We start from the raw sequence: 22,817 nt of genomic DNA, 5'->3' as shown, positions 1-22,817 counted from the left end.
GCCGGAGGGCGTGATAGCGGCATGGAATGCCGCTAAGGGCATGCTGGTGCGGGCCGATGGGTGCGATAGCGGCATGGAATGCCGCTAAGGGTGCGCTGGTGTGGCCGACGGGTGCGATAGCGGCACGGAATGCCGCTAAGGGGACGCTGGCGTGGCCGACGGGTACGATAGCGTCCCGGAATGCCGCTAAGGGTGCGCTGGCGTGGCCGACGGGGTGAGATAGCGGCACGGAATGCCGCTAAGGGCACGCTGGTGTGGCCGACGGGTGCGATAGCGGCATGGAATGCCGCTAAAGGCATGCTGGTGCGGGCCGATGGGTGCGATAGCGGCATGGAATGCCGCTAAGGGTGCGCTGGTGTGGCCGACGGGTGCGATAGCGGCACGGAATGCCGCTAAGGGGACGCTGGCGTGGCCGACGGGTGCGATAGCGTCCCGGAATGCCGCTAAGGGTGCGCTGGCGTGGCCGACGGGTGCGATAGCGGCACGGAATGCCGCTAAGAGCTGCGGTGGCCGAGCGGCGTTTAACGATATGAAGCAATAAAAAGGAGGTGCCGCGCTTGAACAGGACATTGGATGAGCTGATCGCGAAGTATCCGGAGCTGGAGGTCTGCAGCGCAGATATCGAGGCGGCGTTCGAGGCTGCGCGCAGCTCGTTCGCGCGGGGCGGCAAGATGCTGCTGGCCGGCAACGGCGGCAGCGCCGCCGATTGCGAGCATGTGGTGGGCGAGCTGATGAAGGGCTTCATGTCGCCGCGCCGGCTGGGCGAGTCGGAGCGGGAGAGGCTTGCCGTTTGGGGCGAGGAAGGCGCGTATATGGCGGACAGACTGCAGGGGGCGCTGCCGGCAATCTCGCTCGTCAGCCAATCGGCGCTGGCGACGGCCTATATTAACGACGTGGCAGCCGATATGGTTTTCGCGCAGCAGGTGTACGGATACGGGAAGCCGGAGGACACGCTCGTCGTGTTCAGCACGTCCGGCAGCTCGGTTAACGTCGTTCGCGCGGTTCAGGTCGCCAAGTCGTTGGGCCTCGCTACGATCGCCTTTACTGGCAGCGGAGGCGGCAAGCTCGCTTCGTTGTGCGAAGTGACGATCCGCGTGCCGTACGACCGGACACCGGACATCCAGGAGCGGCATCTGCCGATCTATCATGCGCTTTGCATGATGCTGGAGGAGGCGTTTTTCCCATGAAACGGCTGCTCGCGGGGCTGGATATCGGCGGCACGAAATGCGCGGCGGTCATTGGCGAGGCTTCGGAGGATACAATCGATATTGTCGGGAAAACGAGTTTTCCGACGCCGGCAACGCCCGGGGAGACGATGGAGGCGTTAATGACCACGCTTGAAGCGCTGCTTGCGGAGCATGGCGAAGGCGCGAGGAAAACGGCCGGGGGCGCAGCTGCGATAGCGGCGGAGGGTTCGGCGGGCACGTCGGATCAGGCCCGCGGCGGCCCTGCCGCAATCGGCGTCAGCTGCGGCGGCCCGCTGGACAGCGCGGCCGGCCTCGTGCTGTCTCCGCCCAATCTGCCAGGCTGGGACGGCGTCGACGTGCTCGCGCCGCTGCGCGAGCGTTTTGGCGTGCCCGCCGCGCTGCAGAACGACGCCAATGCCTGCGCGCTGGCGGAATGGCGCTGGGGAGCTGGGCGAGGCACGCGGCATATGGCATTTCTCACCTTCGGCACCGGCATGGGGGCGGGGCTCATATTAAACGGCAGGCTGTATACAGGAGCGAACGACATGGCGGGCGAGGTCGGCCATATGCGCATGCGGGACAAAGGTCCTGTCGGCTATGGCAAGGCCGGCTCCTTCGAGGGCTTCTGCAGCGGCGGGGGCATGGCGAGACTGGGCATCGGCATGATCGAGGAATGGGTGCAGGCCGGCAAAAAGACCGCGCTTCCGAGCGGCCCCGACGCCGAGCAAGCATTGACGGCCCGCGAGATCTTCGAAGCGGCCCGGTCCGGCGACGAGCTCGCCGCGCTGATCGTGCGCGTCACCGGCATCGAGCTGGGGCGCGGTCTCGCCGTATTGGTCGATCTGCTCAATCCGGAAGCGATCGTTATCGGCAGCATTTACGCGCGGCAGGAGCCGCTGCTTGCGCCGGTCGTTCTGGAAACGCTTCGGCGGGAGGCGCTGCCGCGTTCGCTTGCGGCTTGCCGGATCTTGCCGTCGCAGCTGCGGGAGAATGTCGGGGACGCGGCGAGCCTGTCGGTCGCGCTTCACGCGCTTGAAGCGTGAGCGAGCGGGCTTGAAGTAGAAGGCATCGAGTGAAAAGGCGAAGGAGGGACGAATGGTGTTCGATTGGCTGCTCACTTCGGGAGCTAAAGAAGGAAATGACGGTCAGGCGATTTGGGCGAGCTGTACGGTCAGACTGAACGAACCCGGCGGCGTGCCGGCGGAGCTGCGCTTGCCTTCGGTCTCCGACGTGTCGACGAATGGCGACAAAAATACATTAAATGAAACCAGATACGCCTTCGCGGACGAGAAGGGCGGCACTCGCGTCACGTTTATCATCCGGCAAAAGGGAGATTGCGTGACGGGACATGTCGAGGCGGAGCTTGCGAACGAAAATGTATTCGGGAGCCAGCGAACGTTCGCACAGGCGAATGCGATCGAGCTCCGGCTCGATGCCGGCGCCGTTCCAGGACGTTGGATGGCTGTCTACCAGCACAAGGACTGGTGGACGCGTCCTGCGTTCGGCGCCGACTGGAGGGACATCCCGATGCGAACCCAATCGCTGCTATGCGGCGACGGCGAGCGCTATCTGCAGGTGCTGCCCGTCAGCGGCGGCGCCATACGCGCAGATGTGTCAGGCTGCGAAGCTGGGATCGTTGTGCGGTTGACGCCGGGGGGAGCGGGGATGACGCGGCTCGACACGCTTGCCTTCGTAATGGGGGCCGGCGAGGATCCTTATGCGCTGATCGAGAGGCATGCAGCCGTCGCCGCGGAGTCGCTTGGCAGAACCGGGCTGCTTCGCTCGAACAAAACGTATCCGCCGATGCTCGACCGTCTGGGCTGGTGCAGCTGGGACGCCTTTTATCACAAGGTTAACGAGGAAGGCCTGCTGCAAAAAGCAGAGGAGCTGCAGCGCCTTGGCGTGCCGGCCGGCTGGTTCATGATCGACGACGGCTGGTCGGATGTCCGTGACGGCAAGCTGGCGCGATTCGAGGCGGATCGGGAGAAGTTTCCCGGCGGGCTCGGGCACACGATCGGTCAGCTTAAAAAGCGATTCGACATCCGTCACGTCGGCGTATGGCATACGATAGCGGGCTATTGGGGCGGCATCGATCTGCAAAGCGAGGAAGCGCGTATTTACGGCCGCTCCTTGCGCACAAATGGCCGCGGACAGCTGCTGCCATCGCCAGAGCCTGGCGAAGCGTTCGGATTTTGGCACGGCTGGCACGATTGGCTGTCGCGGCAGGGCGTCGACTTCGTCAAGGTCGACAGCCAGAGCGCCGTGTCGAATTTCTGGGCAGGCACGCACGCGGTCGGCGAAGCTGTCTCGGCGTCGCATGCCTCGCTGGAAGCGTCGGTAGCGCTCCACTTCGACGCGGCGCTGATCAACTGCATGGGCATGGCCGCCGAAAGCGTATGGCACCGACCGAAGTCCGCGGTATCCCGCAGCAGCGACGACTTCGTGCCGCAGGACCTCCGCGGATTTGCAGAGCATGCGCTGCAGAACGCCTACAATTCATACTGGCACGGCGCCTTCTATTGGGGCGACTGGGACATGTTCTGGACGCGGCACCAGGATGCGCGGGCAGGGGCGCTGCTCCGCGCAATCAGCGGCGGCCCGGTCTACGTGAGCGATCCGCCCGACCAGACCGATCCCGCGCTGCTGCAGCCGCTCGCCTACCGCGACGGCACGCTGCTTCGCTGCGACAGGGTCGCGGTTCCGGCGCCGGACTGCCTGCTGCTGGATCCGACGCGGGAGGCGCTGCCGCTGAAGCTGTGGAATACGTCGGGCGGCGCGGGCGTGGTCGCGGTCTTTCGGATCGACGCGGAGCCGGGCCGGATGGAGGCTTCGATCGGGCCGGGCGATGTGCCTGGCCTCGGCGGCGAAAGCTTCGCGCTGCACGAGCACGGGTCGGGCAAAGCGGACATCGTGGGGCGCGGGGAGGCGCTCCCGCTGGATCTAGCGCCAGGCGACAGCGCGATCTGGACCGTCGCGCCGCTTGCGGACGGCTTCGCGCCGCTCGGCAGGCTCGACAAGTTTGCCGGATCGCATGCGGTGCTCTCTTGCGCGGCGGACAGCCGCGGCGGGATGCGTATTCGCGTCCGCGAAGGCGGCGGACCGTTCGGCTTCGTCACCGACAGGCTGCCACTATCCGCGCGGGCAAACGGCGAGGATGTCGAAGTCAAAAGCGCCGGCGCGCGCTTTTACACCGTCGAATTGCCGGAGGGCAAGGGAGAATGCTATCTTGAGATCGAGCTCGCCGCAGCCGGAAACCCATGAGCCAAGCGGGCTGCCGCTTCATGACCGGATTCGCCAGACCCGCGAGGGGTGGCGAATCCGGTTGTTCTTTTCCCGGGAAATAACGTCAATTGCCGCGCCCGCGACGACAAGCTTTTACTCCGTTAACGACTTCTGCTAGGCTATGGGGAGAACTGTAGATTAAAGGAGAGAAGCAACAAGTGGAAGCATCGTTTCAAGTCGGATCTCCCGCTCCGGACTTTGAGCTGGAGAGCGCGGAAGGGCCGGTCCGTCTCAGCCAATACCGCGGCCGCAAGGTCGTGCTTTATTTTTATCCGAAGGATAACACGCCGGCCTGCACGCAGGAAACGTGCGATTTCCGAGACGCGCATCCGTCGTTCGACGACTCCGGCGCCGTCGTGCTCGGCGTTAGTCCGGACGATCTGAAGGCGCACCGCAAGTTTGCGGACAAGTTCGGCCTCCCGTTTCTGCTGCTGTCGGACCCCGACCATCGGGTTGCGGAGCTGTACGGCGTTTGGCAGCTCAAGAAGCTGTACGGAAAGGAATACATGGGCATCGTCCGTTCGACGTTTCTCATCGACGAGGAAGGGATTCTTCGCGCAGAATGGCGTAACGTGAGGGTGAAAGGGCATGCGGAGAAAGTGCTGGATGCGGTGAAAGGGTGAAGAATGGAGGCGGCGAGCGGCTTGCCGTCCGCCTTTCCGTTTGAAGGCGTCTCTAGCGTTTTTGTCGAAAAAAGTCTTCCGATATCCGAGGATTGGTATAAAATAGTATTAACTAATCTATAAACCGGTTGTCGGAAAGGAAGTCGGAATTGAAAAAACTGTTGAGTGTTATTCTAGCGATTCTCCTATTAGCAGGGCCGATGCTCGTGCCGCCGCAGGCTAGCGCAGCGACAGGCTTGAAGTTTAAGTCCGTGAACTCGGATTACGGCACGACGGTCGCTCTGGACAACGACGGCCATATTTGGGCGTGGGGATACAACGACTCCGGCCAATTCGGCAATGGGACGACGACGGATTCGCCGACGCCCCGAAGAATCGACGTGACGGTCGGGGGAACGCCCGTGACGTTCCAGGACGTCAAGACGGGCTGGGGAGGGTCCACGGCACTCGACACTGCGGGGCACTTGTGGTGGGCAGGAAAATACGTGCAGGAGATAAAGGCCACGCCGCTGCCGGGCTCGTCGTCTTGGACCAAGCTGCTCGTATCGGACGGCGGTACGGATGTTACGTTTACGGGGATGGCGAGAGGCAGATTCACCACGTTCGCCATCGACAGCCGCGACGGGAGCATCTGGGGCTGGGGTCGCACGATCGGCGATGCGCCGAAAAAGCTGCCTGTTACGGATGGGGGGAGCCCTGTCGCATTCAAGCAGATATCGGACAGCAACGAAGATGCGATTGCCCTTGATACGTCCAACCGGATCTGGAATCTTTACACAGTCGGTTTAGTCAACAGCAAATATGATCTCAATGACGGAGGCGGGGCACCGGCCCACTTCCGATCGATCTCGACAGGCAACGGCTCGGGAAGTTCCTCCTCTTACGTGCTGCACGCCGCAGTTGATGCCGGCGGCCACGTCTGGACATGGGGCGAGAACGAATCGGGCCAATTGGGGGACAACGGAACGACCGACGACGGGACGCCCACGCAACGAACGATAAAAGAATCTGGAGACCCGGTAACCTTCGATTCCGTATCCGCCGGCGAGCGATTCGTCCTGGGCCTGGACACGAACGGCGACATTTGGAGCTGGGGACTTAATAACCAGGGACAGCTGGGCAACGGCGAGACTGATAACGGGCCGCCGAGCAAGCTGACCGTGACGAACAACGGAATTCAGGTTCATTTCAAATCGGTTGCCGCCGGCTATGGCCAGTCGTACGCGATCGATGCCGACGGACGAATCTGGACTTGGGGCAGCGGGACGCTGGCGCCGGTCCCATTAAAGTTTACGCCTTCTGCAACGCTAAGCGTGTCGCCGGCATCTTCTTCAACCAAGCTGCAGTCGGTTACGCTGACGGCTACGGTGACCGGCGATGTGGAGACGCCGACAGGCACGGTCGAGTTCAAAGACGGCTCCGCTTCGTTAGCCAGCGGCGTCCCGCTCATCGACGGCATCGCTACCTGGACGACGGCATCGCTGAGCGTGGGTGCGCATTCGTTTAGCGCCCATTTCTCAGGGGACGGCAGCTACACGTCTCAAGTCTCCGCGACCGTCTCTTACCAGGTCAACATGCCCGTCGCGCCCGCTCTGACACTTACGCTTTCGACGACGAGCGATACGTTCGATCCGGTGACCGTGAATATATCGGCGCTGGTTAACGGCAGCGGCAATTCGCTCAGTCTCTTGAAGTGGCTGCCCGGGAACCGGGTAGCGTCCGACTTTGCAGGCTCAGGTACGGATGTCACCGCGGCCAAAGCGTTCGATGCGACTAGCAACGGGATTTATACGGTATATGCCAAGGATCTGGCAGGCAATGAGACGGTCAAGCCGATTGACGTGTCGAACATACTGCCGGCAGGCGACGCGGCAGCGCTGGACGCGGCGATCTTGACGGCAGTACAGACGCTGGCGGACCATCCCGAGGGGACGGACGTCGGACAGGCATCTGCGAACGCCCGGAACGCGCTGCAGACGGCGATCGACGCTGCGCAGGCGATATTTGACGATGCGGCGCATCAATTGCAGGCGCAATTGGACGCAGCAACGGCGACGCTGAACGACGCGATCGCGGCGTTCAACGGAGCTGTGGTCAGCGCGGGCGACGCGGCGGTGCTGAACGCTGCGATCGCGACGGCAGTACAGACGCTAGCGGACCGTCCCGAGGGAACGGACGTCGGACAGGCATCCGCGAACGCCAGGAACGCGCTGCAGACGGCAATCGACGCTGCGCAGGCGGTGTTGAACGACGCGGCGAATCAAACGCAAACGCAATTGGACGCAGCAACGGCGACGCTGAACGACGCGATCGCGGCATTCAACGAAGCCGTGAATGGAGCCGGCGACGCGGCGGCGCTGGATGCGGCGATTGCGACGGCTGAGCAGGCGCTGACGGACCGTCCGGAGGGAACGGGCATCGGACAGGCGCCCGCGAACGCCCGGAACGCGCTGCAGACGGCAATCGACGCTGCGCAGGTGGTGTCGAACGACGCGGCGAATCAAACGCAGACGCAACTGGACGCAGCAACGGCGACGCTGAACGACGCGATCGCGGCTTTTGAACTGACGGTAGTCGGCGTCGTGCTGGATGTTCCGGAGTCGGGCTTGTACGGAACGAACGCAGAGCTTGTCTTTACCTTGACCTACCGTGAGCCGGTGAGCGTCGCCGGCACGCCGCGACTGCCCATTGTAGCAGGCACCGGCTCGGTGACGCAATCGGTATATGCGGTTTATACGGGTACGACTGGCCAGCCGACGAAGACGTTAACCTTCAGTTATTCGCTTCCCCAAGGGATTGCGGACGAGGACGGCATACAGCCGGCTTCGCAGCTTGAATTGTCGGATGGCGCCGACGTCACTTTTATCTCGGACGGTACTCAGGCCCCTTTAAGCTTCGGCGTGCCGGATACGAGCGGCATACGATTGCTCGGCGTAGCCCCGCAGCTGGAGCTTGTGGCGACTCAGGTTTCAAGTTATGAGGCTAACGTTCTGGCGACGGCGACCGTATATGGGGAAAGCACTGCGGGCAACGCACTGGCTAAGCTGAACTGGATGACGGGAACACGCAGCGTCTCGGACTTCGCGAACGGCGCTGTCGGAACTTCGATTCTCGCCTCGGGATCGTTCGCAGTGAGGGAGAACGGGCCCTATACCGTATATGCCCGGGATGCCGCCGGCAACGAAGCGGTAAAGACGACGACGATCTCGTCCATCTGGGCGCAGCCGGACGTTCCTTCCGGTCCGCGAACAACGATCGAAACGTCGCCGGGCGGAGGGCTTCTGGTGCGCATCGCGCCGCCGGACATCGCGAAGGAGATTCAAGCGGACGGAACGGTTATCGATAAGATCGTACTGTCCGACTACCTGATGGATCAGATTCGTGACAAGCTTGCCAAAGTCGAACTCCCGAAGATCGTCCTGGCCATCGACGATACGGAGCAGACAGCGAAGATAGAGTTTTCGGCCGAAAAGCTGAGGCTGCTGCAAGCCTCGTTCCCAGGCGTTCTATTCGAGTCCCGGCTGAACGCCTCCAGCTTCCAGCTGCAGGTGAGCGTGCTTGATTTGGCGGATCTCGCCTCCCGGCTCGAGGTCGACCTGAAGAATATGAAGGTAAATATCTTGGCTTCGGAGGTCACTGGGTCGACGAGAACCGAGTTGGAGCGCTTGGCCGGAGCCAAAGGGATGAAGCTGATCGGGCAAGCGGTCGACTTCCGAATTACCGTATCGACAGGCAGCAGATCGTTGGAAGTGAAGGACTTCGGCGGCACGTACATGGCTCGGGCCATCGTTCTGGAGAACATCAAGGAGGGCGGGAGCTATGCCGCCGTCGTCTACGATCCGGGTGCCTCGTCGCTGTCCTTCATTCCGGCCGTCATCGGGACGAGAGGCGACGACAAGAAGCAAATGTCCATGCGTTCGCCGCACAACAGCATCTATGCCATTATGGAAACGACGAAGCGTTCGTTCGATGATCTGATCGGTCACTGGGCGAAGGATGACGTGGAGCTGCTGACCGCGAAGCAGATCGTGCAGGGCGTATCGGATATGAGGTTCGCCCCGAACGGCAAGATTACACGCGCGGAATTCCTCGCCCTGCTCGTGCGGGCGATGGGACTGAGGACGGCGGCGGATCCGACGGCTCAGGCCTTTGTTGATGTACCCGCGAACGCTTGGTTCGCTCCGGAGGTGGCGGCCGGCGTGAAGGCTGGCTTGGCGAGCGGCGTGACGGAGGAGCGGTTCGACCCGAACGCCCAGGTGACACGGGAGCAAATGGCTGTGATGTTGGCCCATGCGCTGACGCTTGCGGGGGGACAGGCAAATGCAGCCGGATCCAACGGTGCACCGGCAAGCTTCTCCGACGAGGAGCAAATCTCGCCTTGGGCCCGCTCGGCGGCGGAACGGATCGCCGCAGCCGGCATTATGCGCGGGACGGCCGACGGCCGCATGCATCCGGAAGCCTTCGCGACCCGGGCGGAAGCGGCAGCGACATTGAAACGGCTGCTGGTGGCCTTGCAATTCATCGATCATTAGTTCTCGCTCATGCAGTCGGGCAGACCGGGAGATCTCAAGGCTCCCGCTGCCCGCTTTCTACTCCAGCCAGCCTTGCTAATTTGATATCGCGTACGGGGTAGAGGAGCGTCCCTCCGCTGCCATTGATCGTTGCGAAGATCGAGCATATAGGCGGCGGGATCTCCGGTTGACGCTGTCACGCAGCAAGTCTATAATAGCTTCAATCGATTCCGTTTATCGTGCAATATGGTTCATCTCCGGCGCCGTACGACGGCGTCAGGCCCGGACAGGAGGCTCGTCTACTTCTCGTGACTAATCAAATGCATGAAATGATCGTCGTACTCGACTTTGGCGGCCAGTACAACCAGCTTATCGCCAGGCGGATCCGCGATCTCGGCGTGTACAGCGAACTGCTCCCCCACAATACGCCGGCGGACAAGCTCCGCGCGCTTAATCCCAAAGGCATCGTTTTCTCTGGCGGTCCTGCCAGCGTTTATGCGGAAGGCGCGCCTTCCGTCGATCCGGGCGTTTACGAGCTCGGCGTTCCGATTCTCGGCATTTGCTACGGCATGCAGCTGATCACCCACCAGCAAGGCGGCAAGGTCGAGCCGGCATCCAAGCGCGAATACGGCAAGTCGGACGTCGACTTCGTCGCGGACTCGCATCTGATCCGCGATCTCGAGACGCGCCAGACCGTCTGGATGAGCCACGGCGACCATGTCACCGAGCTGCCTGAGGGTTTCCGCGTCGACGCCAGCACGCCGCATGCGCCGGTCGCGGCCATGAGCCATCCGGAGCGCCGGCTGTACGCCGTGCAGTTCCACCCGGAGGTTCGTCACTCCGTGTACGGCAACGAGATGATACGCAACTTCCTTTATAACATCTGCGATTGCAGAGGCGACTGGAGCATGGAGTCGTTCATCGAGGACATGATCGAGGAGATCAAGCGCGAAGTCGGCGATCAAAAAGTGCTGTGCGCACTGTCCGGCGGCGTAGACTCGTCCGTCGTAGCGGCGTTGATCCACCGCGCGATCGGCGACCAGCTGACTTGCATGTTCATCGACCACGGCCTGCTGCGCAAGGGCGAAGCCGAGAGCGTCATGGATACGTTCGTCGGCAAGTTCGAGATGAACGTCGTCAAGATCGACGCGAGCGAGCGGTTCCTGGGCAACCTGAAGGGCGTCAGCGATCCGGAGAAAAAGCGCAAGATCATCGGCGGCGACTTCATTCGCGTGTTCGAGGAAGAGTCCGCGAAGTTCGACGACTTCGCCTTCCTGGCGCAAGGCACGCTGTATACGGACATCGTCGAGAGCGGCACCGCGACGGCGCAGACGATCAAGTCGCACCACAACGTCGGCGGCCTGCCGGAGGACATGAAGTTCAAGCTCGTCGAGCCGCTGAAGGCACTGTTCAAGGACGAGGTGCGCAAGGTCGGCGCCGAGCTGGGCCTGCCTGACGCGATCGTCATGCGCCAGCCGTTCCCGGGCCCGGGCCTTGCGATCCGCGTGCTGGGCGAAGTGACCGAAGACAAACTTGAGATCGTCCGCGAGTCCGACGCGATCCTCCGCGACGAGATCGCGAAGGCGGGCCTCGATCGCGAGATCTGGCAGTACTTCACGGCGCTGCCGGGCATGAAGAGCGTCGGCGTCATGGGCGACGGCCGCACGTACTCCTACACCGTCGGCATCCGCGCGGTTACCTCCATCGACGGCATGACCGCCGACTGGGCGCGCATCCCGTGGGAAGTGCTGGAGAAGATATCCGTACGTATCGTCAACGAAGTGCGGGACGTCAATCGCGTCGTCTACGACATCACGTCGAAACCGCCGGCGACGATCGAGTGGGAATAAAGAACGAATCCCTTTTATTTGCCATCGGCAGATAAAAGGGATTTTTCATGACCGGTCAAAGGGAGGGCTTCAGGCTGATTTACATCATTAAGTTCGTATACAGCTTCGTGCTGCCGCCGGGCATTTTTGTTGTGCTGCTGGCGGGGGCCTCGCTCTGGCTATGGAGGAAGTCGCGCAAGCAGGCGATGTTGATCGCCGGTATCACGCTGCTGTTATACCTCTCGGTCATACCGCTGACGAGCCGGCTCTTGATTGGAGCGCTCGAGCGGCAATACGATCAGCCGAGCGCCGTTCAGGGCGACGTCATCGTCGTGCTGGGAGGCGGGGCTAGCCGCGGGACGCCCGATCTTGGCGGAGAAGGCAATCTGTTCGGGGGCGCGGCCAATCGGCTGTTGACGGCGGTCCGGCTGCACCGGACGATAGGCATGCCGATTTTATTTTCGGGCGGACAGGTATTCTCCGACAGCGGCAACGAAGCGGATATCGCGAAGAGGCAGCTGATTCAGCTGGGCGTGCCGGAGAGCGACATCCTCGTTGAAAACCGCTCGCTGAATACCGAACAGAATGCGGTTTATACGGCTGCAATGCTGAAGTCGTCCGGTTTGACGCATCCGGTCCTTGTCACCTCCGCTTTCCACATGCCGCGGGCAGTGCGGGAATTTCGTCTGGCAGGCGTCGAGACCGAGCCTTTCCCGACGGACTATCTTTCGAGCGGCGGGCGCTTCTCCTTTTACCCGGGCCTGCTCGCGCCCAATAGCTCGTCTGCAGGCACGACGGGAACGGCCCTTAAGGAGTATCTCGGCTTACTGGCGCTTAAGCTCCGATAAGGCGATGACTTCGCTCAACCGCTTCAATGTTCACTTTGATTCCGCTTTCAATATACATTTACAGGCGAATCCTTGATAATAATGCTAAATCATTAACATAGACAAACGCTTCGCATTTTAATATTCATGTTTTTGTTGACATCCGACAAATTTCGGCTCTAGAATAGGCGAGTGACCATAACTTAAAACAATTGCATATCGATTCGTATATTTCCGGGGATTGGCCCGGATGTCTCTACAAGGTCACCGCAAAGGACCTGGCTACGAAAAACGCGCGAGGCGGAGCTGCGATCTACCGATCGGCTCCGCGCATGAGAACGCGTTTTTATGCGGAACCTAGGAGAAGTATCTTCTGGGTTTTTTGGTTGTGGCGCCAACTTTTAAGGGGCGAAAGGGGAGCTTTGGAGACGATGGAACGTTTCTTTAAGCTGAAGGAGTTCGGTTCAAACGTACGCACGGAGATCATGGCGGGCATTACGACGTTCATGACGATGGCGTACATCCTGGCGGTCAATCCGCTGGTGCTCGGAGGATCGGGGCTCGACACGTACGGCATCTTCCTCGCAACGGCGCTGGGCGCCGGCATTTTTACGCTTGCGATGGGCTTGTTTGTCAACTTCCCGGTCGCGCTGGCGCCTGGCATGGGGCTCAACGCCTACTTCGCGACGACAGTCGTAGCGTCCAAAGCGACCGACCACGCAATATCGCCTTCGATGGCGCTGGCCGCGGTATTCATCTCGGGGATTATCTTCATTATTCTGACCGTCACCAAGATTCGTCAGATGCTGATCGTCGCGATCCCGGACAGCATCAAGTTTGCGATCACGGTCGGCATCGGTTTGTTCATCACGATCATCGGCCTCAAAGGCAGCGGCCTGCTGACGATCTCGCTGAGCCCGTTCGCAGACTACGCGGCCGGCTCCTACAGCAACCTGAACAGCAACGAGACGATTTTCCACCTCGGCGACATCACCGAGCCGTCCGTATGGCTGACCGTGCTCGGACTGTTGATCATCAGCGCGCTGATGGTGCTCCGCGTTCGCGGCGCCATTCTGTACGGGATCCTGCTTACGACGCTCATCGGCGCCATTCCTGGCGTGGACGTCGTCAGCTTCGACTCGATGAAGTCCGCGGACTGGGTGCCGAACTTCAGCAAGCTGAACTTCTGGGACTTCAACTTCGGCGACCTGCTGACGACCGGTCTGCTCTCGGCGATCGCGACGTTCACGTTCGTTGAGCTGTTCGATACGTTCGGCACCATGGTCGGTACGGCCAATCGTGCCGGCTTCTTCAAGGATAAGGAGAAGGGACGCAAGCTCGTCGGCAAAGCGATGCTGGTCGACGCCGTAGCCGTCAGCGGCGGCGCCATGCTCGGCACGAGCACGATGACCGCTTTCGTCGAGAGCTCCGCCGGTATCGCCGAAGGCGGCCGTACGGGTCTGACCTCGTCGACGACGGGCGTACTGTTCCTGCTGTCGCTGTTCCTCGCGCCGATCGCGCTGCTCGTGCCGTCCCCGGCGACGAGCGCGGCGCTCATCATCGTCGGCGTGCTCATGATGCAGTCCGTCAAGGAGATCGACTTCGAGGATCTCGTCGTCGGCATTCCGGCATTTCTGACGATCGCCATGATGCCGTTCACCTACAACATCGCCAACGGCATTTCCTTCGGCATCATCTCGTACGTGGTGCTGGCCGTCATCGCCAATCTGGCCGGCAAGAAGAAGTACCAGGTGCACTGGCTGATGTGGGTGCTGTTCGTGCTCGTCATCGCGCGTTACGTGTTCATCGGCGCTGAAGGCTAAACATACTTTATCAGAAAAACCTCCAAACCTTTCTTTCAAAGGCTTGGAGGTTTTTGTGTGTGCAAAATAAACGTTTGTTAGATAAAATGATGCCATACGCCTCTATTCATCATTTTGGTTCATTTTCCTTCTAAGGGAGCGAAGCGAGCGAAGTGAGTCAAAATTCCATTTTGCTATTGATTCAGTCATTCGATACGGCAGCCATTCAAGCGTGGGCCTCGAAGTCAAAGCTGCAAGTCTATGCCTTTCCGGCGGGCGACAAATGGACTGCGCTTGCGCTTAAGGACGGACTTGTAAACGCTCAGAAACGCGCACAATCGCTGTCTTTGGCACTAAAAACGATTGTTATTGATTTTAAATTTTTTCTGGATTATTACTTGGAACTCAATGTCTATGATCTTGGACATAAAATGGTTTACTATTATCGTGAAATGGGCGAGGCAAGTCAAAAGGCCGATTCTTATGAGCAGCTAAAGCCGTATGCAATTAATCCGGGTCAAATCGATTTAATTCAAGCCGGGATGGCGCATCACGAGTTGCTACTGATTTTAAAAAAGGCATTCGCGTGGAGAGACATAGAACAATTTGAATACGATTTTTTCGCACAAGCCGATCAGGAGACACTGGAGAGGTGCGAGGCACAGCAGTTATCCGGGAAAAAGCCGATACAGGTCAGCAAGATTATTATTTGCGAATGCGGCGAAGAACTGCAACGACGAGGATATGTTCAGGATACGGTGAAATCGGAACTACATGGGAAATATCATAATTTATATTTTAGAAAATCCATTGGCGGATTTCGGTATTACATATCATTCCATTTTGATAATGAGAGCCTAGCGGTCGGATATAGCTACCCAAGCGACCAACCTCCTGAACAATATTTTAAGAAACGGGATGCGGGGCTGAATGAGAAATTCTTATTCAAATCGGAAAAGGCCTTAAAGGGACAGCTGAAGCTGGTGTTGGAAAACATACTGGTAAAAGGTATTCCCTTTTTGGAGTCTCAAATCCATGAAAGTTTCGATATGAATGAAGCATTGGAGCAATCCGCGGATCTTCATTATAGGCGCAAAGGTTTTTCGATTCGAAGAGGGAATCTTAAGGAATGGATGTCCTTGGGGGCCGAATTTATATATGAGAAAAATCAATATAAAATCCTATACAGACTGGAAGCGAACCGAACTTTTTTAAATGTTTACCTCAGCGATCAAAAGGAAGAGAAATTTATGATTTGCGTTTTGCAAGAAATGATGGAAGAAGAACTTTTGCCATTTGCATTTCATGATTATAGAGATTTGGAATTGGAAGCGTACTACCTCGATTTTCGCAACAAGGTACAATTCATGTCTAGATTAGAAAGCACCTATCGCTTTGCCGAATTGGCGCTGGACTATTTAGACATGAAACCGAGAAGCAATTTAATCTAAATCTGATGAGCAAAAACGTAGGCTACAGAGTAACCCTCTCAAAGTTGCAACTATCAAGCGATCATCCGCTCGCACCTGCAAGGGAGACCATATGCTGAAATATTTCACCGCCTACAGAGGGCTGCTCGCCCTGCTCCTGCTCTGCATCCTGATCGAAGCCGCGTACGCGGTCGCCGCGCCGCTCAGTCTGAAGTATCTGGTCGACGAAGCGTTCGTCCCGAAGGACGGCGGCATGTTCGCGCTGATTCTGGGACTGCTGATCGGGGTGGGGGTGCTGTCGATCACCGCCTCTTTATCCGGCGACTACGCGCTGGGAAAGTTAGTCGGCCAAGGCATCGCGAAGCTTCGTCTCGATCTGTTCGAGCGCCTTCAGCGTCAATCGATCTCCTTCTACAGGGAGTACGGCACGGGCGACTTGGTCGCACGCTTTACGACTGATACCGCTTCGGTCGAGCGCACCGTTGGGGCGACGGTGCCGATGCTGTTCGCGCAGACGCTCAGCGCCTGCCTGGGGATCAGCATGCTGTTCGCGCTCGATTGGAGGCTGACCCTGATCATGCTCGCGGGCGCATCGCTCATGATTGCGGGGCCCAAGCTGCTGCAGCGCAGAGCCGAAGCCGGCCAGCAGCAGCTCAAGTCGTCGCAGGAGCGCTTTATGAATGCGATCGACGAGACGGTGAAGGGACACAAGACGATCCGCAGCCTTCATCAGCAGGAGCGGGTGCGCCAGCTGTCCGCTCGTCTTATCGGGGACATGCTGAAAAACGGGTTGCGGCTCCGCCTCATCACTTCTTGGATGGAGCGTCTGCCGCTGGTGTCGCTGATGGTCCTGAACGGCGCGATGATCGGCTTCGGCGGTTACCTGATCTTTCGCGACCAGTTGACGATCGGCGGCTTCATGGCGTTCTTTACGCTGTTCATGACGGTCGGCCAGTCCGCAACTAACCTGACTTATCTGATTCCCGGCATGATCGAGGCGCGGGTGAGCTTCGCCAGAATCGGAGAGCTGATGGCGCGCGAGCCGGAAGTGCCGGAGCCTGCGGAACCCCGTTCGCCCGCGGGTCCGATTCGGGAGATTGCGATGGAGGGCGTCGATTTCGGCTATGAAAAGGGAGCGGACCAGCTGCGCGGCGTGTCGCTCGGCATCGCGGGCGGCAGCTACACGGCGTTCGTCGGCGCCAGCGGTTCGGGCAAGAGCACGGCGCTGCAGCTGCTCGCCCGCTTGTACGATCCGAGGAAGGGACGCATCGCGATAGACGGCCTGGACTTACGCGAGATCGGGGAGCGCAACCTGCGCGAGCTGGCGCTGCTCGTCGGGCAGGATACGTTTTTGTTCAATGCGTCCGTCCGGGACAATCTGCTGCTGGACAAGCAAGGACTGAGCGAGGCCGATTTGAATGAAGCGGTGCGCAAAAGCGGGCTGCAAGAGGCGGTCGCGCGTTGGCCGAACGGACTCGATACGCTCGTCCGGCAGGAGGGCGGCAGCTTCTCAGGCGGGGAACGCCAGCGCATCGCGCTGACCCGGGCGCTGCTCCGCGATCCCGACGTGCTGCTGCTCGACGAAGTGACCTCGGCGCTCGATCCGGGGGCGGAGGCGGCGGTGAACGAGCTGGTGCTGTCGCTGCGCGGCCGCAAGACGGTCGTATCGGTGACGCACCGGCTGTCCGCGGTCGTGGAAGCCGATCGTATCTATGTGTTCGACAAGGGCAAAGTCGTCGAAAGCGGCACGCATGAGCAGCTCCTCGTCCTGGGCGGCGCTTATGCGCGGCTGTGGGAAAAGCAGCAGGGCTTCCGGCTGTCCGAGGACGGACTGCATGCGGACGTGAACACGGATTGGCTGGCGCGGCTGCCGTTTCTGGCGGGGATCGACGCGGGACTGCTGGACAGTCTGTCTGCCGCCTTCTCGACGCAGACGTGCCGAGAGGGCGAGGCGATCGTCCGGGAAGGCGAGGAAGGACATACCTTCTATATTATCGTACGCGGCAAATTCGAAGTGACCAAGCAGACGGAAGATGCGGGCGAACGACGTGTCGCGACGCTTCAGGACGGCGATTATTTCGGCGAGATCGCGCTTATGAAGGAAGTGCCGCGGACCGCCACCGTGCGCGCGATGGGTCCTTCCGTGCTGCTGTCGATGCGCCGGGAGACGTTTCAGCGGCTGCTGAGCGGCTCGACGCAGATCCGCGACGAATTGAGCCGCGCACTCGAGCGGAGAGCTTGAGCGGACGGCCACGAAAGGAGAGGTTTGAATGACGGCGCTTCAATGCGCGGTATGCGCGACGGACGACGATTTTGCGCAAGCCAGCCTGTTTCTGCTCGAACATATGCGAGACGTGCATCCTTCGTTTTCAGTGCTGGATACGGTTACGCTGGCCTATCAATACATCACGGAGGGATCGATCGTGTTGGTGAGAGAAGGCGGAGAAGCGGTGGGGCTGGGCGCTTACTACCACGGGACGAGGGAGCAAGCGTTCAACGACAAAGACGTCGCTCTGATCGACCTGGCGCTCGCCGTCCGCTCGCATCGGGGGACCCGCGTATTTCTTGACGGCTTCGGCTTTACGATTCGATCGATCGCGGAGCGGCATCCCGAGGTGCGGGAAGTCCGGTTAACCGCGCAATCCGACAACAAATACTTGAACCGGCTGTACGCGAAGTTCGTCCGGCCTTACGGCGTGCGTGACGGCGCATTGGGCAAAGAGACGCTTTACGCAGGCGATATCGAGCACATTTTGTCTATGCTGTGCAAATGGAATCGTGTATAGTTGAAATGGATATGTATCCAATTTTTGTCGAAGGAGGTCGAGAGTATGTTCCCGGTTCCCACAACGATGGAAAAGCCGACGAAGGGCAGCGGCTTCGGCAAAATCGTCATCGCGAACGACAATCTTCGCGTAAAGCCGCAACAGTAAGAACTTCGGCCGCTCCGCGAAGCGACGGCGGAGCGGTTCCGCCGCACGATAGGAAAGAAGATCCGGGAGGTAGAGACGGTGGCCGGCAGGGCGATCATCCATGCGAACTGCATATTCAGGCGCTGCGAGCTGGAGATGGACCACGCTTCCTACCTCCGTTATTTAATATCGCGTCACGCCAGTCTTCATCTCCCTTATTCGTTTGCAACCAAGCTGAGCTTTCTCGCGAGTCCGCTCGTGCTCGGCAGGGCGATGCTGATTCATTGCGAGGATACATACGAGAATCTGGGCGCCTTTGGCTTTGCTTACGGCACCGGGCCGGGCGAATACGAGGATCGGGAGAATTGTCAGCTTGAAGTATTTTATATCGAAGAGAAGCGGCGCACGCCGGATTTGCTGCTCGCAGCGGCAAGCGAGCTTGTAGAAGATATCCGCGAAGGCTATGCAGGGGTCCGGTACATCCAGTTCTGGGTCCCGTCGTCGCCGGAGACACGCGAAGGGCGGCTGCTGCGACGAATCGCCTCTTTGCCGGAAGCGTCGAGGACCGTTAACGGGTCGTTGGCGCTGTACAAGCTGCCGCTCGACCAGCTGGAACGATGGGTTCGCGGGCTGGCGTCGCGGCGGGCGAGTAGGCGGAAGGTTCGTTAATCGCAAGTTTCAAGAGGGTGTCGAAGGCCTTTGGGCCGGAGGCATCCTTTTGCATGAGCGGCGACGCGAACGAAGGGCGGCTTTTGTTTAACCTCCATAATATTAAATTTACTGAAAATTTCTTAATCTAACCTCCGGCCTCGGAATTGTATGACCAAAATCCGAACATTCGTTTTTTCAGCAATCGCTAGCGTTCGCCTTTTCGTTTGACAGAGATGTGAGGTTTGGGTTAAACTAAAAACCGGCAAACAGAATCGGAATCGCTCGTATATTATCGGGAATAAGGCCCGATCGTCTCTACCCGGAGACCTTAAATTTCCGGACTACGAGCTCTCGGACGGACGATAGGCGGAATGCGGGACGATCCCTCGCGGGAAGGAACGCGTTGCGCCTTTGCGGCGCCTGGGAGCGAAGCCGGGAATATAGGGATAGAGACGGGGTTAGACGGAGGGCCGACAGCGGCCTGAAGTCGCCCTTTTTTGCGCTTTTAACCGGATCCGTGCCTGGGAATCGCCGCACCGCGCGGTCGGATTCGCGGGCCGGACAAGTTGCGACGGAATTTGTGCAATAATGACAATGAGGAAAAGCTAACGGGGGAAAGGGTGGAACCATGTCGGCAATCGTCGGGGTCATCATGGGCAGCACGTCCGATTGGGAGACGATGAAGAAGGCGTGCGAGGTGCTGGACGAACTGAACGTCCCCTATGAGAAAAAAGTCGTATCGGCGCATCGTACGCCGGATCTGATGTTCGAATATGCGGCATCCGCGGCGGATCGCGGGCTCAAGGTCATCGTGGCCGGAGCCGGCGGCGCGGCTCATCTGCCCGGCATGGTCGCCGCGAAGACCGTCCTGCCCGTCATCGGCGTGCCCGTGAAGTCCGCCGCCTTGAACGGGCTGGATTCGTTGCTGTCGATCGTGCAGATGCCGGGCGGCATCCCGGTCGCGACGGTCGCGATCGGCGCGGCCGGCGCCACGAACGCCGGCCTGCTGGCGGCGCAGATCGTCGGCGCGTTCGATACGGACGTGCAGGCGCGCGTCGCCGCGCGGCGCGAGCGGACCACGCAGGACGTGCTGGACAACGCGGTGCTGCCATGAGCGGGTTGAATCGCGAGCTTGAGGGGCTGCTGAGCGGCGAAGGCGAGGCTTGCGGCGCCGACGGTTGCGGGCCGGTCGGCGGCGTGCAGGACGGAGCGGCATGGGGCGGTGCCGTCCAAGGCGGGGCGGCGAATACCGGTCAGGCTGCGGCCGCTGGCGCGAAGCCGGCCCGGCCGATCCTGCCCGGCGCCACGATCGGCGTCCTGGGCGGCGGGCAGTTGGGGCGGATGCTCGCGCACGCGGGCAGCCGGATGGGCTACCGCTTCGTGGCGCTCGACCCGACGCCCGACGCGCCGTGCGGCCAGACGGCCGAACAGATCGTGGCCGGCTACGCCGACCGCGACGCGGCGCGCGAGTTGGCGCGGCGCAGCGACGTCATCACGTACGAGTTCGAGAACGTGGACGCGGACGTCGCGGCGATGCTGGAGGCGGAATCTTATGTGCCGCAGGGCAGCGCCCTGCTGCATACGACGCAGCATCGGCTGCGCGAGAAGCGCGCCATTGAGGCGGCGGGGGCGCGGGTCGCGCCTTACGCCGAGATCGCGAGCTTCGCCGACCTGCAGGAGGCGGCCGAGCGTCTGGGGCTGCCCGCCGTGCTGAAGACGGCGACCGGCGGCTACGACGGCAAGGGTCAATGGGTGTTGCGCGTGACGGAGGAGCTCGCTCCCGCCTGGGACGAGGCGAGCCGCGCCGGCACCGAGCTCGTGCTCGAGAAGTTCATCGACTTCGAGCGGGAGATCTCGGTCATTGCGGCACGCAGGCCGTCCGGAGAGATCCGAACGTTTCCCCCTGCCGAGAATATACACGTTCGCAATATATTGCACTTGTCCATCGTGCCCGCGCGGGTGCCGGACGCCGTGATCGCCGAGGCGGAGCGCCTCGCGGTATCGATCGCGGAGACGCTCGGCGCCGTCGGCCTGATCGCGGTCGAGATGTTCGTCGCCAAGGACGGTACGCTGTTCGTCAACGAGCTTGCACCGCGGCCGCACAATTCCGGGCACTATACGATGGAGGCGTGCCGAACGTCCCAGTTCGAGCAGCATATCCGCGCAATCTGCGACCTCCCGCTCGGGGACACCTCGCTATTGTCGCCCGTCGTGATGGGCAATATCCTCGGCGAGCATGTCCAGCCGCTGCTTGACTGGATGCAGGCGCGCGATCCGGAAGCCGATAGGCTTGGGGTCACGCCGAAGATTCACCTGTACGGCAAGGCGGAGGCCAAGACCGGACGCAAGATGGGCCACGTCAACGTGCTGGCCGCGGATACCGCAGCTGCGCTCGCCTGGATCAACGAATCAACCATTTGGAGGGTCTAATCCATCATGATCGAACGCTACAGCCGCCCCGAGATGCGGGCTATCTGGACTGAAGAAAACAAATTCAAGGCATGGCTCGAAGTCGAGCTGTGCGCTTGCGAGGCTTGGGCGGAGCTCGGCCATATCCCGAAGGCGGACACCGTGCTGCTGCGTCAGAACGCCAAGTTCGACATCGACCGGATCAACGAGATCGAGCTGGAGACCCGCCATGACGTCATCGCGTTCACGCGGGCGGTATCCGAGAGTCTTGGCGAGGAGCGCAAGTGGGTGCATTACGGCATGACGTCGACGGACGTCGTCGACACCGCCCTCGGCTACGTGCTGAAGCAAGCCAACGAGATTCTTGAGCGCGACCTCGTTAACTTCATTGCCATCCTTCGCGATCAGGCGATTCAATACAAGTCGACCCCGATGATGGGCCGCACGCACGGCGTGCACGCCGAGCCGACGACGTTCGGCCTGAAGCTCGCGCTGTGGCACGAAGAGATGAAGCGCAACCTGGAGCGTTTCCGCAGAGCGGCGGACGAAGTCCAGTACGGCAAAATGTCCGGCGCGGTCGGCACGTACGCCAACCTTGACCCGTTCGTCGAGCAGTACGTGTGCGACAAGCTAGGGATCAGCGCGGCGCCCATCTCCACCCAGACGCTGCAGCGCGACCGGCACGCCGAGTACATGGCGACGCTGGCGCTGATCGGTTCCTCGCTCGACAAGTTCGCGACCGAGATCCGCGCGCTGCAGAAGAGCGAGTTCCGCGAAGTCGAGGAACCGTTCGCCAAAGGCCAGAAGGGCTCGTCGGCGATGCCGCACAAGCGCAATCCGATCGGCTGCGAGAACATCAGCGGTCTCTCCCGCGTCATCCGCGGCCACATGATCACCGCTTACGAGAACGTGGCGCTGTGGCACGAACGCGATATTTCCCACTCCTCCGTCGAACGCATCATCCTGCCGGACGCGACGATGCTGCTGAATTACATGCTGAACCGCTTCGGCAACATCGTGAAAAACCTGCAGGTTTTCCCCGAGAACATGAAGCGCAACATGCGCAGCACCTACAACGTGCCGTTCTCCGGCCGCATCATGACGAAGCTGATCGACAAAGGCTTCTCCCGCGAGCAGGCGTACGATACCGTGCAGCCACGCGCAATGCAGGCCTGGGAAGAGCAGCGCGACTTCAAATCCATCGTCTCCGAGACGAAGGAGATTACCGACGCGCTGAGCGCGGAAGAAATCGAAGACGCGTTCAACCCTTCGTGGCACCTGAAGCATGTCGATACGATTTTCAAACGGCTCGGTCTGGAATAATTTCTTTCATATAAAGAATGCAGGAGGCTGA

The 22,817-nt window shown here is 60.5% G+C and carries 15 protein-coding genes and 2 riboswitches; all 15 genes read left to right on the top strand.

Annotated elements, in window-relative coordinates:
* Positions 1–557 precede the first annotated feature (557 nt).
* The 15 genes from KB449_RS24890 to purB all read left to right on the top strand — a co-directional run bounded on the left by KB449_RS24890 (position 558) and on the right by purB (position 22,786).
* Positions 558–1,187: a D-sedoheptulose-7-phosphate isomerase gene (locus KB449_RS24890; protein ID WP_282910941.1), complete on the top strand. Its 630-nt coding sequence runs from the start codon at positions 558–560 to the stop codon at positions 1,185–1,187.
* A complete protein-coding gene (locus tag KB449_RS24885; protein WP_282910940.1) occupies positions 1,184–2,230 on the top strand; it encodes an ROK family protein in 1,047 nt (348 codons plus the stop codon). The genes KB449_RS24890 and KB449_RS24885 overlap by 4 nt, the downstream gene beginning before the upstream one ends.
* 55 nt (positions 2,231–2,285) lie before the next feature.
* A complete protein-coding gene (locus KB449_RS24880; RefSeq protein ID WP_282910939.1) occupies positions 2,286–4,448 on the top strand; it encodes a Sip1-related alpha-galactosidase in 2,163 nt (720 codons plus the stop codon).
* A 179-nt stretch (positions 4,449–4,627) separates the two neighbouring features.
* The gene (bcp, locus tag KB449_RS24875; RefSeq protein ID WP_282910938.1) at positions 4,628–5,092 is read left to right on the top strand and encodes a thioredoxin-dependent thiol peroxidase; all 465 of its coding nucleotides are present in this window, start codon (positions 4,628–4,630) and stop codon (positions 5,090–5,092) included.
* 149 nt (positions 5,093–5,241) lie between these two features.
* The gene (locus KB449_RS24870) at positions 5,242–9,624 is read left to right on the top strand and encodes an S-layer homology domain-containing protein (protein ID WP_282910937.1); all 4,383 of its coding nucleotides are present in this window, start codon (positions 5,242–5,244) and stop codon (positions 9,622–9,624) included.
* Between the two features lie 299 nt (positions 9,625–9,923).
* Entirely contained in the window at positions 9,924–11,453 is a 1,530-nt protein-coding gene (gene guaA, locus KB449_RS24865) for a glutamine-hydrolyzing GMP synthase (protein ID WP_282912900.1), read from the top strand.
* A gap of 74 nt (positions 11,454–11,527) precedes the next feature.
* Positions 11,528–12,280, top strand: coding sequence for a YdcF family protein (locus tag KB449_RS24860; protein WP_282912899.1), 753 nt, complete (start codon positions 11,528–11,530; stop codon positions 12,278–12,280).
* A gap of 183 nt (positions 12,281–12,463) precedes the next feature.
* A riboswitch (purine riboswitch) is annotated at positions 12,464–12,564 on the top strand.
* A 126-nt stretch (positions 12,565–12,690) separates the two neighbouring features.
* Positions 12,691–14,082: an NCS2 family permease gene (locus KB449_RS24855; RefSeq protein ID WP_282910936.1), complete on the top strand. Its 1,392-nt coding sequence runs from the start codon at positions 12,691–12,693 to the stop codon at positions 14,080–14,082.
* Between the two features lie 152 nt (positions 14,083–14,234).
* Complete coding sequence (locus tag KB449_RS24850) at positions 14,235–15,512, top strand: hypothetical protein (RefSeq protein WP_282910935.1); 1,278 nt, start codon at positions 14,235–14,237, stop codon at positions 15,510–15,512.
* Between the two features lie 91 nt (positions 15,513–15,603).
* The gene (locus tag KB449_RS24845; protein WP_282910934.1) at positions 15,604–17,733 is read left to right on the top strand and encodes an ABC transporter transmembrane domain-containing protein; all 2,130 of its coding nucleotides are present in this window, start codon (positions 15,604–15,606) and stop codon (positions 17,731–17,733) included.
* Positions 17,734–17,761: 28 nt separating this feature from the next.
* Positions 17,762–18,277 carry a hypothetical protein gene (locus tag KB449_RS24840; RefSeq protein WP_282910933.1) on the top strand — a complete coding sequence of 172 codons (516 nt, stop codon included), beginning with the start codon at positions 17,762–17,764 and terminating at the stop codon, positions 18,275–18,277.
* Between the two features lie 225 nt (positions 18,278–18,502).
* Positions 18,503–19,072, top strand: coding sequence for a hypothetical protein (locus KB449_RS24835; RefSeq protein ID WP_282910932.1), 570 nt, complete (start codon positions 18,503–18,505; stop codon positions 19,070–19,072).
* Between the two features lie 244 nt (positions 19,073–19,316).
* Positions 19,317–19,418: riboswitch (purine riboswitch) on the top strand.
* A 264-nt stretch (positions 19,419–19,682) separates the two neighbouring features.
* The gene (gene purE, locus KB449_RS24830) at positions 19,683–20,168 is read left to right on the top strand and encodes a 5-(carboxyamino)imidazole ribonucleotide mutase (RefSeq protein WP_282910931.1); all 486 of its coding nucleotides are present in this window, start codon (positions 19,683–19,685) and stop codon (positions 20,166–20,168) included.
* A gap of 5 nt (positions 20,169–20,173) precedes the next feature.
* Entirely contained in the window at positions 20,174–21,484 is a 1,311-nt protein-coding gene (gene purK / locus KB449_RS24825) for a 5-(carboxyamino)imidazole ribonucleotide synthase (protein WP_434082564.1), read from the top strand.
* A 6-nt stretch (positions 21,485–21,490) separates the two neighbouring features.
* Positions 21,491–22,786: an adenylosuccinate lyase gene (gene purB / locus KB449_RS24820; RefSeq protein WP_277566294.1), complete on the top strand. Its 1,296-nt coding sequence runs from the start codon at positions 21,491–21,493 to the stop codon at positions 22,784–22,786.
* Positions 22,787–22,817 lie beyond the last annotated feature (31 nt).

Origin of the sequence: Cohnella hashimotonis (assembly GCF_030014955.1) — a bacterium.
GTDB classification, from domain to species: Bacteria; Bacillota; Bacilli; order Paenibacillales; family Paenibacillaceae; genus Cohnella; species Cohnella hashimotonis.
Note: the sequence above shows the minus strand (reverse complement) of the source record. Positions and strands in the feature narration are given on the sequence as shown.